The organism is Bowmanella sp. JS7-9, from assembly GCF_004329715.1.
Lineage (GTDB): Bacteria > Pseudomonadota > Gammaproteobacteria > Enterobacterales > Alteromonadaceae > Pseudobowmanella > Pseudobowmanella zhangzhouensis.
In genome coordinates, this window is sequence record NZ_JXSY01000018.1 from 178570 (window position 1) to 193111 (window position 14542).

Consider the following 14542-nt stretch of genomic DNA (forward strand, 5'->3'; position numbering starts at 1 on the left):
GCTATGAGCAAGAGTATCTTAATTGTCGACGACTCTTCATCAATTCGGCAGATGGTAGAAGTGACCCTGAAAAGTGCCAGTTATCAGGTGACTGCAGCAGTTGATGGGCAGGACGCATTAGATCAATGCAAATTTAAGCGGTTTGATTTTGTATTGACCGATCAGAACATGCCTCGGATGGATGGTTTGACGCTGATTAAGAATTTACGCGCGATGGCAGCCTATAAAACCGTGCCGATTGTAGTGCTAACCACCGAAGCCAGTAACGATATGAAAATGCAGGGCAAAGCAGCAGGAGCAACCGGCTGGATGGTCAAGCCCTTCGATCCGGATAAGTTGCTGGAAGTATTGAAAAAAGTCTTGGGCTAAACGGGAGCTAGCGGATTATGTCCATCGATATGGAACAGTTTCATGCGGTGTTTTTTGATGAGAGTCAGGAGCATCTGGATGACATGGAACAGCTATTGATGGAATTGGATTTGGGCGATCCGGATCCAGAACAATTGAACAGTATATTTCGCGCTGCACATTCAATTAAAGGCGGCAGTGGTATTTTTGGTTTTGACGCACTGACTGGTTTGACTCATGTGATGGAAAACCTGTTGGATCGGGCGCGTAAGGGCTCTATGCAACTGACGGTTCCCGTGGTTGACCTGTTTTTACAGACCGTCGATTTGCTTAAGGGAATATTGCAGGCTTATCGCAGCGACAGCGCGTTACCCGAGGAAGCAATCGCTGAAGGCATTCAGGCTCTGGAAGCGGTACTAAACAATGAGAATCCGCCGGTTGCCAACGATGAGGCGGAAGAAGACGCCGGCTTCGGTTTTTTCACTGACATAACCCCAGCGGAAAGTGATAACGGCGATGGTTCACAACCCAGTGAACAACAGGATGAGTGGGAAGGCTTTGGCTTTTTTGAGCCGGTTGCGGAGGTGCAGCAAAAGGCCAGTGAAGAACAGGGTTATGGCTTTTTTGAAGAGCCAGATCCAGCCAAGTTTAACAACGAACCGCAATATGGTTTCCATAAACCGCTGGACGAAATCAGGCAGGAAGCTAAATACGCGGCGGTGCAATCAGAGGGGCCGAGTACCACAGGTGAGGCTATTCCAAGGCGAGAAGGACAGGATAATGCCAGAGTTGCGCGTCAGTCCACGGCCACTAAGGAAAACACGTCAATCAGGGTCGACACCTTAAAAATTGACTCCATGGTCAATTTGGTCGGCGAACTGGTGATTACCCAGTCCATGCTATCCATGATTAGTGAGGAAGTGGTGGGGCATTGCCGGGAAAAACTCCAGTCTGCCATCGCCGAATTACAGCGTAACACCCGTGAAATTCAGGAATCCGTGATGTCGATGCGGATGTTGCCTATCAATATGACCTTTAACCGTTTCCCCCGTGTAGTAAGGGATTTATCCAGTAAGTTGGGTAAAAAGGTGGAATTGATTATTGAAGGTGGCGCTACTGAGATTGATAAAAGCATGATCGAAAAGCTGGTGGATCCGCTTACCCATCTGGTGCGCAACAGCATCGATCATGGCATTGAAAAAACCGATGTGAGAGTCGAACAGGGCAAAAGCGAGACCGGCACCGTTATCCTGCGTGCGGAGCAAAAAGGCAGTTCAATTGTCATCAGCATTATCGATGATGGTGCCGGCTTAAACCGCCAACGTATTCTGTCCAAAGCCAGCGAAAATGGTCTGCCATCAGATCCGGGCATGTTGGATAAAGAAGTATGGCAGCTCATCTTTCAGCCCGGTTTCTCCACTGCCGCAGAAGTAACCGATGTGTCTGGGCGAGGCGTTGGCATGGATGTGGTGAAACGTAACATCGAAGAGATCGGTGGGCGTATCGAGATTGAGTCCAGCGCCGGCAAAGGCTCGGCATTTTATATTCACTTACCGCTAACTCTGGCCATCGTCGATGGTATGTGCGTTTCCATTGGCGAACAAATTTATGTGATCCCTTTGGTCAACATTCTTGAGTCCCTGCAACCGTTGGCAAAACAGCTTAAGCAAATTGGTAACGACTCGCTGTTATGGATCCGTGAGCAATACTGGCCACTGGTAAAGCTGTATGAGCTGATGGGTGTCGAGGGCGCGATTGAACAACCCACCGGAGCAATTGTGGTACTGCTGGAAAGCAGTAAAAAGCGTTTTGGGGTACAGGTGGATGCGTTACTTGGCCAGCAACAGGTTGTAATTAAAAGTCTCGAGCGGCACTACCGGCCTGTGCCGGGCATTTCCGGCGCAACCATCATGGGCGATGGACGGGTTGCGATGATCCTCGATGCGGAGTCCATCGCGGATTTTGCCAATGACCGTTTGATTCAGGAGTGACATCATGAGTTTTGATTCTCATCTGCATAACGATAATTCGGGCAGTACCATCAATGAGTATCTGAGCTTTGTGCTTGGTGATGAGCACTATGCGCTGGATATTATTACGGTCAAAGAAATTCGCGGCTACGAGCCGGTGACTAAGATTGCCAATGCGCCACCTTTCATTAAAGGGGTGATTAATCTGCGCGGCGATATCGTGCCAATTATCGATCTGCGTCTTAAGTTTGACGTGGGCGAGGCCACCTATAACCAATTTACTATCGTCATTATGCTCAATGTGCTGGATCGCATTGTTGGCATTGTGGTTGACGGCGTTTCGGATGTTGTCCGTCTGGCAGATGATGACATTCGTCCACCTCCAGAATTTGGTGTCGCATTTGATTCCCGTTATCTGCGCGGGTTAGCGGCTGTCGATGACAACATGGTCATTCTGGTCAACATTGAGCGCCTGATTTCCAGTGAGGAATTGGGCTTGTTTGAAGCCAAATCCGGCTCAGATGAGGAGTAACAGATATGGGAATTCTCAATTGGTTAAACAATCTATCCAACGTGTCTGACACCGCTCAGGCATTGCGGAATGCCCAGGCACTGGATGCCAGTACCACTTGCATTATGATGGCCGACGCAGAGCGCAATATTATTTATGCTAACCGCGCGGTCAGAGACCTACTCAAACAATGCGAGCCTGAGTTACGTAAAGCGTTACCCCAGTTCTCTGCGGATAACCTCATCGGTCAGAATATCGATCAATTTCACCGTAATCCGGCTCATCAGCGTGGCATGCTGGCGAATCTTAAAGATACGATGTCGTCGGTCATTCATGTGGGGTCGTTAACCTTTAAGCTAACCCTCAGTCCATTGCGCGGTACTAATGGTGAGAATCTTGGTACGGTCGTCGAATGGGTTGACCAAACAACCCTGTTGCAATCGGAAACAACGCGGGCGCGACTGTATTCTGCACTCAATTCCACCAGCGCCAATGTGATGGTGGCGGATGAACACCGCGAAATTATCTTTATGAACAAAGCGGTCGAGCAAATGCTGCGCTCGGTGGAGGAAGAGCTTCGTGAAGAACTGCCTGATTTCTCCGTCGACAGCGTGGTGGGTAGTAACATGGATATTTTCCATAAGAATCCCAAACACCAGTCCAAATTGCTGGAGCGGCTGACTGACACTTATCAAACTCAAATCACGGTCGGCAAACTTAAATTTAAGCTAACCGCCAATCCAATCTTTGACGATAACAACAAACGATTAGGTACGGTGGTGGAATGGCTGGATGTCACCCAGCTCGTCGCCGAGCAACAGCGCACGCAGCGTATTCTTTCGGCACTGAATGCCACCACCACCAATGTGATGATTGCCGATCAACATCGCGAAATCATCTTTATGAACGATTCGGTACGGGTGATGCTGAAAAGTATTGAGATGGATTTACGCAAAGCGTTGCCGCACTTTGCGGTGGATAAAATCATCGGTTCAAATATGGATATCTTCCATAAAAACCCTGCGCATCAGTCACGTTTACTGGCAGAACTCACTACCACCTATGACACGCAGATCCAGGTGGGCAATTTGTACTTCCGCCTGATTGCCAATCCCATCTTCGACACCAGCAATAATCGCATTGGCTCGGTAGTGGAATGGCAAAACCGCACGGAAGAAGTCCGGGTTGAAAAGGAACTGGCCAAACTGGTCACCGCAGCCACTCAGGGAGATTTCAGTGAGCGTGCCAGCACCGAAGGCAAAGAAGGCTTTATGCTGCAAATGGCCACGGGCATCAACGAATTGCTGGAAACGACCGAACAGGGGCTGAGTGATATTGCCTATATTCTGCAGGCCATAGCTGATTGTGACCTGACCAAACGAATTGACCGTCAGTATGCCGGTACCTTCGATGAGTTGGTTAATTACTGCAACACTACCAGTAGTAACCTGGCGCAAATCATTGGTGATATCAGTAGTGCCGTTGAGACTATCACGGGGGCATCAGGGGAAATCGCCAGTGGCAATGCAGATTTGTCCAGCCGCACCGAGCAGCAGGCGTCCAGTCTGGAAGAAACCGCCTCCAGTATGGAAGAGTTAACCGGCACCGTGCGTCTTAATGCGGAAAATGCCGAACAGGCCAGCAGTCTGGCTTCGCAGGCATCTACTGTGGCTGTCGAGGGGGGCAATTTGATCAGTCAGGTAGTGACAACCATGTCATCCATTAATGAATCGGCCCAGCGCATTTCCGATATTATCGGCGTGATTGATGGTATTGCCTTCCAGACTAACATCTTAGCGCTGAATGCCGCGGTTGAAGCGGCACGCGCGGGTGAACAGGGGCGGGGTTTCGCGGTGGTCGCATCGGAGGTGCGCACACTGGCACAGCGCTCAGCAGAAGCGGCGAAAGACATTAAAGAGCTTATTTCTGACTCGGTCAGTAAGATTGCCAATGGTAATACTCTGGTCACCCAATCCGGTGCGACTATGCAGGATATTGTTACCGCGATTAAACGGGTCAACGATATCATGTCGGAAATTGCAGCGGCATCGGCCGAGCAGTCGACTGGCATTGATGAGATCACCAAAGCGGTCAGTCAGATGGACGAAATGACCCAGCAAAACGCTGCATTAGTTGAGGAGTCTGCCGCGGCGGCTGAAAGCATGCGTCAACAAGCCGAGCAATTGGCAGATAGGGTCAATGCCTTTAAGGTAACAGACGAGGAACCGCAAAAAATGTCACGGGCATCGAGTACGCCCGTTGCCAAAAAGCCAGCCGCAGCAAAGAAGCCAGCTGCGGCAAGAGCCCCAGCTAAATCTGCTAAGCCTGCGGCCTCAAAAAATGACAAGTTGTCGCCACAAGCTCCGGATGATGATGAATGGGAGAGCTTCTAAGTCCTGAATGAGGCCGTATGAAACAATCATCAGGACAAGAGTTTTCCTTCAGTAAAAAGGACTTTGAACGGGTTCGGCAGGTGCTTTATGCCAAGGCAGGCATAAAGCTGGCCGACTCCAAAGACTCGCTGGTGTATAGCCGCCTGGCGCGCCGTCTGCGGATACTGAATATTCAAAGTTTTCAGGCTTACCTGGATTATCTGGAAAAAACACCGGAAGAGCAGCAGCCGTTTATTAACGCGCTGACGACTAACCTGACCGCGTTTTTTCGCGAGCCCCATCATTTCGATGCGCTGGCTGAGTATCTGAAGAAAAACAAACGTAAGTTGACCATCTGGTGTGCAGCCAGCAGTACCGGAGAAGAGCCGTATTCTATCGCGATGATAGTTGCGGAATGTTTTGGCAGCTTTGATACACCTGTGAGCATTGTCGCCTCGGATATCGACAGTAATGTGCTGGAAAAGGCCAGAAACGGTATTTACTCAGTGGATGCGGTAAAAAAACTCAGTGCTCAGCGTTGCCGACAATTTTTTCATCGCGGCACTGGCCGCAATCAGGGCAAAGTGCGCATCGTGCCCGAATTGCGCAAAATGGTGCTATATAAACAAATAAACCTGATGCATTCGAATTGGGCACTTAGTTACCCCATCGATATTATTTTTTGCCGTAACGTCATGATTTATTTTGATAAACCCACGCAGGTCTCGATCTTAAAACGTATGATTGCGCTCATGCCAGCCAATGGCATGTATGTGGCGGGCCATTCTGAAAACTTTAATCATCAGCGCGAGTTGGTAACGCCTATGGGTCAAACGATATATGCACCAGTCAAAAGCGCTCCAGAGTAAGCCGACTGCAATTGTGCACGCTCAGGACAAGTTACCCGGCCATTATTTCGATACTCGCTTTGGCTATAAAGCGGTAAAGATCCTGCCGGGGGAGTATTTTGCGACCCGTGAAGATTTAATGATTGTTACGGTATTGGGTTCCTGTGTGTCGGTATGTTTGCGCGACCCTAAGCTTGAAATAGGCGGGATGAACCACTTCCTGCTGCCTTCGGATAATTCCGGCTTATCCGGGCCGTTTGAGGTATCAGCAAGATACGGTATGTATGCGATGGAAATGTTGATCAACGACCTGCTTAAACTGGGTGCAGAACGTAGTCGCCTGGAGGCCAAAGTATTTGGGGCCGGCAATGTGTTGAAACATGTGAAATACATCAATGTGGGACAGAAAAATGCGGACTTTGCGCTGGAATATCTGCATAACGAAAAGATCCCAGTTTTAGCTCGCGATTTGCTGGATATTTACCCGCGTAAGGTTTTTTTCTTTCCCTCCAGCGGTAAGGTGCTGGTGAAAAAGATTAAAGAGTTGCACAACGATACCTTGCTTGAACGTGAGACGGCCTACCAGGCTAAGCTCAAACATAGTGTAACAACACCCGATCCTGACCTGTTTTTGGAGTGAAACATGACGATAAAAGTGCTGGTGGTGGATGACTCAGCATTAATCCGAAATTTGTTAGGTGAAATTATCCGTAGCGAGCGGGATATGGAGTTGGTAGGAACCGCACCGGATGCCTTTGTGGCGAAAAAGCTGGTCAACGAGCGCAGTCCGGATGTGATTACACTTGATATCGAAATGCCCAAGGTTGATGGCTTGCGTTTTCTTGAGGTGTTAATGAAGGCAAAGCCGACCCCGGTGATCATGATCTCCACCCTCACCGAACAAGGTGCGGATGCAACGTTGCGCGCGTTGGAGTTAGGGGCGATCGATTATATTGCCAAACCTAAGCTTAGTGTCGCCCAGGGTATTGAAGAATACCGCCAGTTAATTGTTGAAAAGATCCGCACCGCGGCCATGTCTAAAGTGCGTAGTGTGCAATCTGCGCCGAAATCGGTCAGTACGTTGCAATATACCGGTACCGAAAAAATCATTGCGATCGGCGCGTCCACCGGTGGTACCGAAGCGATTAAAGAAATTATTGAGGTGCTGCCGGCCAATGCACCGGCGACCGTGATTACCCAGCATATGCCCCCCGGATTCACAACTACGTATGCCAAACGCCTGGACAGCCTGAGCAGGTTAAGAGTTGTGGAAGCAAAAGGCGACGAACGCCTGTTACCTGGCAATGCCTATCTTGCTCCCGGCGATCGGCATATGCGTATTGTCAGAAGCGGCGCGGACTACCGCATTAAACTGGATGATGGCGATCGGGTCAGCGGACATAAACCTTCGGTAGATGTGATGTTCGACTCGTTGGTGGAGTCCGCCGGTCAGAATGTGGTGGCCACACTGTTGACCGGTATGGGGCGGGATGGCGCACAGGGTTTGCTGAATTTGCGTAAAGCCGGTGCGCATACTATCTGTCAGGACGAGAAAAGTTGCGTGGTGTTTGGTATGCCTAAAGTTGCGATTAATCTGGGCGCAGCGGCGCAAATACTGCCACTGGGTGAGATTGCCGAAGCAATGATTCAGTACCTGCAGAAAGTTAAGGCTGGTAGCCGCCTCTAGGATAAAGCGACTATTTCACGGATTTCTCCCACTTGCTAGTTGCACAGCCTGACACGGCGATTTACTCTCGGGGTAGCTGTGTTTAACCCTTTAAAATCGAGGACTTCCCGTGCAAGTGAGTGTACCTAAGCATATTGTGCCATTGGACAATATTCTCCCCGAAGAACCGTTATTGATGATGGGCGCAGGCCCGGTTCCGGTACCCGCGCGGGTGGCAGCCGCCAATGCCATTGTGATCAATCACCTTGGCGATACCATGTCGCAGGTTATCGAGCAGGTCAAAGCCATGTCCCGCTACGTGTTTCAGACCGAAAAAGGCCAAATTTTAGGGGTCGCCGGCCCCGGATCGGCGGCCATGGAAATGGCCGTGGCTAATCTGGTCGTGCCGGGTAGTAAGGTACTGAGTGTTATTAATGGCTTTTTCAGTGGTCGGTTAGCGGAAATGGCCCAGCGACTGGGTGCCGATGTAACGCGTCTTGAAGTTGCCGAAGGCCAGGCGGCGCAAGCGGAAGAAGTTGAGCGTTATTTGCGTTTACATCGCCCTCAGGTACTGACCATAGTACAGGGGGAGACATCCAACACCATCTGCAATAAGCACCTGCAGGCCATTGCCAGAATAGCGCGTGAGTATGACTGTCTGGTGATTGTTGATGCGGTCTGTACCCTTAGCACTATGCCACTGGAAATGGATGCCTGGGGAATCGATGCGGTGATCACCGGTGGCCAGAAAGGATTATCCTGCATTCCGGGTATATCACTGGTGGCGTTCTCTGAACGGGCGTGGCAACACATTAGCGCCCGCACCGATACGCTGCGTCACTGGTGCCTGGATGCCAAACTTGCCGATAAATTCTGGTATCAGAAGTCTTATCACTATACGGCGCCGGTTTCCGGGATTCTGGCCATTCATGAAGCACTGCGCCTGATATGTATCGAGACGCTGGAAAGCCGGTTTGAACGCCATTTGCGCTGTTCTCTTGCGCTGCAGGCGGGGCTGGAGTCAATGGGCCTGAAATTATTTGTTGCGCCATCTTCGCGCCTGAATTCCGTAGTGGGCATCGAGGTCCCCAATGGAATTGAGGGCAAACAACTGCTCAGCTACATGTCCCAGCGCTATCGGGTAGAAATCTCTGGCTCGTTTGGTGCCAATATTGTGCGTATCGGGCAAATGGGCGAGCAGTGCCGCTCGCATAACCTTTTCCGTACCTTGCACGCGCTGGGCAGCAGCCTGCGTGCTCTGGGAAGTGACGTGGATGTGCCAGCGGGTGTGGCCGCGCTGGAAGCGACGCTGGATAAATTCGAATTTCCACCGGCATCGCCCCGGCAAATTGCCTGACCAGCTCATGGACGAAGCGATTGTCAATTACCTGAATAAGCACGCCAACTGGCCGCAGTTGGCGCTGGCTCATAATCTATTATTGGCGCACGGATTCAGTGCCGCGATAAAATGGAATGCGCCTGTATATATGCTGGATGGTAAAAACCTGGTTGGCCTTGGCGGTTTTAAACAGCACTGCGCGGTTTGGTTCTTTAACGGCGTGTTACTCAACGATCCACAGAACAGACTGCTCAATGCCCAGGAAGGCAAGACCCAAACCTTGCGCCAATGGCGCTTTAGCGCCGGCGATACACTCGATGAAGCGTATCTTGCCGGGTTGCTGGCACAGGTCAAACACGCCCATCAACAAGGTACCGGGACTCCTCAGCTGGCACCCAAGCAACTGACTATCACTGAACCCTTTTGTCAGGCACTGGCGGGCGATGCCGCGCTGCAATCGGCCTTTGATAGCCTGTCTCCGGGTAAGCAGCGGGACTATGCCGATTACATTACTGAGGCGAAACAGGAAGCCACCAAGCACAAACGTTTGGATAAGATTATCCCGATGATAAAAGCAGGGATGGGCCTGAACGATAAATATAAAAACTGTTAATCGCGCCAATAGCAAAGATTAAACAAAGCAGAGATTAAAAAAGCCGGTTAAGTTAACCGGCTTTTTTGTGTTTGGCTGAAACTATTTACAGCGCTTCGATGGTGGCTTTTTGCTCATTCAGCTTATCGATTTGCAGCTGGAACTCGGCCAGTTTGGCGCGCTCCTTGGCGATAACTGCCTCCGGTGCTTTGCCCACAAACGCCTCATTAGACAGCTTGCCATTGGTGCGGTTGAAGTCACCCTGCAGCTTTTCCAGCGCCTTATTGATACGCGCCAGTTCGGCATCTTTATCAATCAGGCCGGCCATCGGGATCAGCACTTCCATTTCACCGACGATAGCACTGGCAGACGCTGGGCCTTTTTCGCCAGCAGGCAAAATGTCCATACTTTCCAGACGTGCCATTTTGGTCAGCAGCAAACGGTTATCTTCACTGCGGCGCAGATCGTCGCTGGTAGCGTTTTTCAGTAATACATTCAGTGGCTTACTCGGTGCGATATCCATTTCACCACGGATGTTACGCACGCCCACGATGACCTGTTTCACCCACTCGATATCCGCCAGTGCTGCTTCGTCCAGTTTGCTGGCATCGAACTGCGGGAATGGCTGCATCATAATGCTGTTTTCACCGCTGACGGAGGTCAGTGGTGCCACACGCTGCCAAATTTCTTCGGTGATAAATGGCATAATCGGGTGCATCAGACGTAGCAGGCTTTCTAACACGTTAACCAGCGTATGACGGGTACCGCGCTTCTGCGCCTCAGTGCTGCTATCTGCATTAAGAACAGGTTTAGCCAGCTCCAGATACCAGTCACAGAATTGGTTCCAGGTAAATTCATACACTGCCTGTGCGGCTAAGTCGAAACGATAGGTGCCAAGCGCCTGTTCGAATGTTTGCAGGGTCTGTTGGAATTTGGCCCAGATCCACTTATCGGCTAATGACAGCACCATTTCGCCACCGTCTTTACCCGTGTCTTGCTCCTCGGTGTTCATCAGCACAAAGCGCGAAGCATTCCACAGCTTGTTGCAGAAGTTACGGTAACCTTCCACGCGGCCCATATCGAAGTTGATATCGCGGCTGGTCGACGCCATGGCGGCGAAAGTAAAGCGCAGCGCATCGGTCCCGTAGGCAGCAATGCCATCCGGGAACTGTTCACGGGTGCGCTTAGCGATTTTTTCCGCCAGTTGCGGCTGCATCATGCCCGCGGTACGTTTTTCTACCAGCGTGTCCAGTTCGATACCGTCGATCAGATCGATAGGATCCAGCACATTACCCTTGGACTTGGACATTTTGTTGCCCTGTTCGTCACGGATAAGACCGGTGATATAGATTTCCTTGAACGGGATTTTGCCGGTGAATTTTTTGGTCATCATGATCATGCGGGCAACCCAGAAGAAAATGATGTCAAAACCGGTTACCAGCACGGAAGACGGCACAAAGGTTTCCAGTTCTGGTGTTTTTTCCGGCCAGCCCATGGTCGCAAATGGCCACAGGGCAGAGGAGAACCAGGTATCCAGCACGTCTTCATCCTGACGCAGTGCAATATCGGCACTCAGATTATGTTTGTTGCGTACTTCTGCTTCGTCGCGGCCAACATAGACATTGCCATTGTCGTCATACCAGGCTGGGATACGGTGGCCCCACCACAACTGACGGCTGATACACCAGTCCTGAATGTTGTACATCCACTGGTAGTAGGTTTTGCTCCAGTTCTCCGGTACAAACTTGATTTCGCCGCTTTCCACCGCTTCAATCGCCGGCTTGGCCAGTGACTCCACCGCCACATACCATTGATCGGTCAGGTAAGGTTCAATCACCGCTCCGGTGCGATCACCGCGTGGTACTTTCAGTTTATGCGGTTCAACTTTTACCAGTACCCCGGCAGCTTCTAAATCGGCGACGATTTGCTTACGCGCATCGAAACGATCCAAACCACGGTAGGCCTCTGGGGCGTTGTTGTTCACTTTGGCATCGGCAGTAAAGATGTTGATCATTTCCAGATCGTGGCGTTTACCGATGTCATAGTCGTTGAAGTCATGGGCCGGGGTGATTTTCACGCAGCCGGTGCCGAATTCCATATCTACGTAATCGTCCGCAACGATAGGAATTAAGCGGCCGGTAATTGGCAGTTTGATCTGTTTGCCAATAAATGCCTGATAGCGTTCATCATCCGGGTGTACCGCTACCGCGGTATCGCCGAGCATGGTTTCCGGGCGGGTAGTGGCTACCACTAACTCACCGCTGCCATCGGCCAACGGGTAACGCATGTGCCACATGAAGCCGTCTTCTTCTTCATTCAACACTTCTAAATCGGATACCGCGGTGTGCAGCACCGGATCCCAGTTCACCAGACGCTGGCCACGGTAAATCAGGCCTTCTTCGAATAATTGAACGAACACTTCTTTGACGGCCTCAGACAGGTCGTCATCCATAGTAAAGGCTTCACGGGTCCAGTCACAGGAGGTGCCCATACGGCGCATTTGCGAGGTAATGGTGCCGCCGGAGTGTTCTTTCCATTCCCAGATCTTTTTCACAAAGTCTTCGCGACCTAAGTCGTGACGGGTTTTACCCTGCGCGTTCAGTTGACGCTCAACCACCATCTGGGTGGCAATACCGGCGTGGTCGGTACCACATTGCCACAGGGTGTTATCGCCTTTCATACGATGGTAACGGGTCAGCGCATCCATAATGGTGTGCTGGAATGCATGGCCCATGTGCAAGCTACCGGTCACATTGGGTGGTGGCAGCAGAATACAGTACGGATCGCCTTTTCCACTGGCGGCAAAATAGCCTTGCTGTTCCCACTGCTGGTAACAGGCCTGCTCAATATTATTGGGATTAAAGGTTTTATCCATGGTTCGTCTCAAAAAGTTCATGTGCCGGGCGGGTATCCAGTTGATGGCCAGCGGCCCGGTATTGTTTATAACGTTCTCTTGCTGCCTGCTTACCTGCTTCATCCGCAGGTACCAGGTCATAAATAAAGCGATAGCCAGATAAACTGGCTGGCATGCTGTGGCTGACGTTGATTAGCACCTGGCATTGATTGGCCTGACGCCATTGCCAGCCGATTTGCACTGGTGCGCCATTGGCCGGGCCTTCCCCCGGCAGGTTGTGTGGTACGAATCCCTCGGCGGGGCGTTGCCACATCAGTTCGTCCACAGCTTCTGCGCCAGTTTGATCGGCACAACATACAAAGCTGCGCTGACGCTGGCGGAAATGCCGGGCGGCAAGTAAACAGGCCAGTTCACTGGCCTGTTTGGGATCATCCTGCTCCAGCAGGTAAAAAGTGACGTTAGCCATTAATCTTCAGTTTGAATGCCTGCACGATTAATCAGGAACTGGGTCAGCATAGGCACCGGACGACCGGTCGCCCCTTTGTTTTTACCACTGTTCCATGCGGTACCGGCAATATCCAGATGCGCCCAGTTATATTTGCGGGTAAAGCGCGACAGAAAGCACGCGGCAGTAATGGTACCAGCCGGGCGACCACCTAAGTTGCTCATATCCGCAAACGGGCTTTCGATTTGTTCCTGATACTCATCCCATAAAGGTAAACGCCACGCGCGGTCACCACTTTGCTCAGAGGCATTCAGTAGCTCATGAGCCAGCGGATTATGGCTGCTTAGCAGGCCGGTGGCATATTTGCCCAGCGCGATGACACAGGCACCGGTCAGGGTTGCCACGTCGATTACCAACTCCGGCTCGAAACGCTCCACATAGGTGAGGGTATCGCACAGCACCAGGCGGCCTTCCGCATCGGTATTCAGCACTTCGACGGTTTGACCTGACATTGTGGTGAGAATATCGCCCGGGCGATAGCTCTTACCGTCTGGCATATTTTCACAGCCAGCCAGTACACCGATAACATTCAGTGGCAAGTTCAGGGCGGCGATCGCATGCATGGTACCCAGTACCCCGGCTGCACCACCCATATCGTATTTCATCTCGTCCATGCCTTCGCCGGGCTTGATTGAAATACCACCTGAGTCAAAGGTCAGGCCTTTACCGACTAAGACAATCGGTGCCTGATTCTGAGAGCCGCCTTCATAGCGCATGATTGTCATCACTGACTCATTCTCAGAGCCACGGCCAACGGCCAGATAAGCGTTCATGCCTAATTCCTGCATTTGCGCTTCGCCGACGCGCTCAATACTCAACGGCGAATACTGTTCAGCCAGCTTAGCGGCCTGATCGTGCAGGTATTGAGGGTTGCAGATATTCGGCGGCATATTCGCCACATCACGGGTGGTTTTCATGCCCTCTGCTACAGCCAAACCGTGAGTAATGGCGCGCTCACCGATAGACAGTTCGCGGCGGGTAGGGACATTAAAAACCAGTTTACGCAGCGGACGACGTTGATCCGACTTTTTACTCTTGAGCTGGTCAAAGGTGTACAGCGAGGCCTGGGTGGTTTCTACAGCCTGACGGACCTTCCAGTAGGTATCGCGCCCTTTCACGTGCAGTTCAGTCAGGAAACACACAGATTCCATCGAGCCCGTTTCATTCAGGGTGCTGATGGTCTTGGCGACGATTTGCTTGTACTGACGTTCGTCCAGTTCACGCTCTTTACCACAACCAACCAGCAAGACGCGCTCGCTCAGTACATTGGGAATATGGTGCAGTAACAGCATCTGGCCGGCTTTGCCTTCCAGATCGCCACGACGGATCAGGTTACTGATGTAGCCGCCGCTGATTTCATCCAGTTGCTCAGCAACCGGTGTTAAACGACGTGGTTCGAAGACACCGACAACAATGCAGGCACTGCGTTGTTTTTCCGGACTGCCACTTTTTACACTGAATTCCATGGCTGATTAGCCCCCTCAAAAGCTCTGTGTTTATCAGACTTTACTTGCTGATTCGCGAAAAAAAGCCCTTC

At 51.2% G+C, this 14542-nt stretch carries 12 protein-coding genes; 9 read left to right on the forward strand and 3 right to left on the reverse strand.

Annotated features, from left to right (window positions below; translation table 11 throughout):
* Positions 1-3: 3 nt before the first annotated feature.
* The 9 genes from TK45_RS10315 (at position 4) to TK45_RS10355 (ending at position 9667) form a co-directional block, all read left to right on the forward strand.
* On the forward strand, positions 4-369 hold the full coding sequence (locus TK45_RS10315; protein WP_131258574.1) for a response regulator: 366 nt from the start codon (positions 4-6) through the stop codon (positions 367-369).
* 17 nt (positions 370-386) lie between these two features.
* Positions 387-2339 (forward strand): chemotaxis protein CheA, encoded by a 1953-nt coding sequence (locus TK45_RS10320; protein ID WP_131258575.1) that lies wholly within the window; start codon positions 387-389, stop codon positions 2337-2339.
* Between the two features lie 4 nt (positions 2340-2343).
* Positions 2344-2850, forward strand: coding sequence for a chemotaxis protein CheW (locus TK45_RS10325; protein ID WP_131258576.1), 507 nt, complete (start codon positions 2344-2346; stop codon positions 2848-2850).
* A 5-nt stretch (positions 2851-2855) separates the two neighbouring features.
* Positions 2856-5222 carry a methyl-accepting chemotaxis protein gene (locus tag TK45_RS10330; protein ID WP_131258577.1) on the forward strand — a complete coding sequence of 789 codons (2367 nt, stop codon included), beginning with the start codon at positions 2856-2858 and terminating at the stop codon, positions 5220-5222.
* 17 nt (positions 5223-5239) lie between these two features.
* Positions 5240-6070, forward strand: coding sequence for a CheR family methyltransferase (locus TK45_RS10335; RefSeq protein WP_131258578.1), 831 nt, complete (start codon positions 5240-5242; stop codon positions 6068-6070).
* Entirely contained in the window at positions 6042-6689 is a 648-nt protein-coding gene (gene cheD / locus TK45_RS10340) for a chemoreceptor glutamine deamidase CheD (RefSeq protein ID WP_165490759.1), read from the forward strand. The genes TK45_RS10335 and cheD overlap by 29 nt, the downstream gene beginning before the upstream one ends.
* A gap of 3 nt (positions 6690-6692) precedes the next feature.
* Positions 6693-7736, forward strand: coding sequence for a chemotaxis response regulator protein-glutamate methylesterase (locus tag TK45_RS10345; RefSeq protein WP_131258579.1), 1044 nt, complete (start codon positions 6693-6695; stop codon positions 7734-7736).
* 109 nt (positions 7737-7845) lie between these two features.
* Positions 7846-9072 (forward strand): alanine--glyoxylate aminotransferase family protein, encoded by a 1227-nt coding sequence (locus TK45_RS10350; protein ID WP_131258580.1) that lies wholly within the window; start codon positions 7846-7848, stop codon positions 9070-9072.
* A 7-nt stretch (positions 9073-9079) separates the two neighbouring features.
* Entirely contained in the window at positions 9080-9667 is a 588-nt protein-coding gene (locus tag TK45_RS10355; RefSeq protein WP_165490760.1) for a YdeI family protein, read from the forward strand.
* An 85-nt stretch (positions 9668-9752) separates the two neighbouring features.
* Here TK45_RS10355 and TK45_RS10360 read toward each other — a convergent pair whose 3' ends face one another.
* From TK45_RS10360 to pepA, 3 genes are read right to left on the reverse strand one after another with little or no spacing between them, the layout of a single operon-like run.
* Positions 9753-12521: a valine--tRNA ligase gene (locus tag TK45_RS10360; RefSeq protein WP_131258582.1), complete on the reverse strand. Its 2769-nt coding sequence runs from the start codon at positions 12519-12521 to the stop codon at positions 9753-9755.
* Positions 12514-12966: a DNA polymerase III subunit chi gene (locus TK45_RS10365; RefSeq protein ID WP_131258583.1), complete on the reverse strand. Its 453-nt coding sequence runs from the start codon at positions 12964-12966 to the stop codon at positions 12514-12516. Before TK45_RS10365 ends, TK45_RS10360 begins: the two co-directional genes overlap by 8 nt.
* Positions 12966-14471, reverse strand: coding sequence for a leucyl aminopeptidase (gene pepA / locus TK45_RS10370; protein WP_131258584.1), 1506 nt, complete (start codon positions 14469-14471; stop codon positions 12966-12968). The genes TK45_RS10365 and pepA overlap by 1 nt, the downstream gene beginning before the upstream one ends.
* Between the last annotated feature and the right edge of the window lie 71 nt (positions 14472-14542).

Coding starts and splice junctions, on each gene's coding strand:
- TK45_RS10315 (WP_131258574.1), top strand. CDS start 4: ATGAGCAAGAGTATCTTAATTGTCGACGACTCTTCATCAATTCGGCAG.
- TK45_RS10325 (WP_131258576.1), top strand. CDS start 2,344: ATGAGTTTTGATTCTCATCTGCATAACGATAATTCGGGCAGTACCATC.
- pepA (WP_131258584.1), bottom strand. CDS start 14,471: ATGGAATTCAGTGTAAAAAGTGGCAGTCCGGAAAAACAACGCAGTGCC.
- TK45_RS10365 (WP_131258583.1), bottom strand. CDS start 12,966: ATGGCTAACGTCACTTTTTACCTGCTGGAGCAGGATGATCCCAAACAG.
- cheD (WP_165490759.1), top strand. CDS start 6,042: ATGCACCAGTCAAAAGCGCTCCAGAGTAAGCCGACTGCAATTGTGCAC.
- TK45_RS10335 (WP_131258578.1), top strand. CDS start 5,240: ATGAAACAATCATCAGGACAAGAGTTTTCCTTCAGTAAAAAGGACTTT.
- TK45_RS10320 (WP_131258575.1), top strand. CDS start 387: ATGTCCATCGATATGGAACAGTTTCATGCGGTGTTTTTTGATGAGAGT.
- TK45_RS10355 (WP_165490760.1), top strand. CDS start 9,080: ATGGACGAAGCGATTGTCAATTACCTGAATAAGCACGCCAACTGGCCG.
- TK45_RS10330 (WP_131258577.1), top strand. CDS start 2,856: ATGGGAATTCTCAATTGGTTAAACAATCTATCCAACGTGTCTGACACC.
- TK45_RS10345 (WP_131258579.1), top strand. CDS start 6,693: ATGACGATAAAAGTGCTGGTGGTGGATGACTCAGCATTAATCCGAAAT.
- TK45_RS10360 (WP_131258582.1), bottom strand. CDS start 12,521: ATGGATAAAACCTTTAATCCCAATAATATTGAGCAGGCCTGTTACCAG.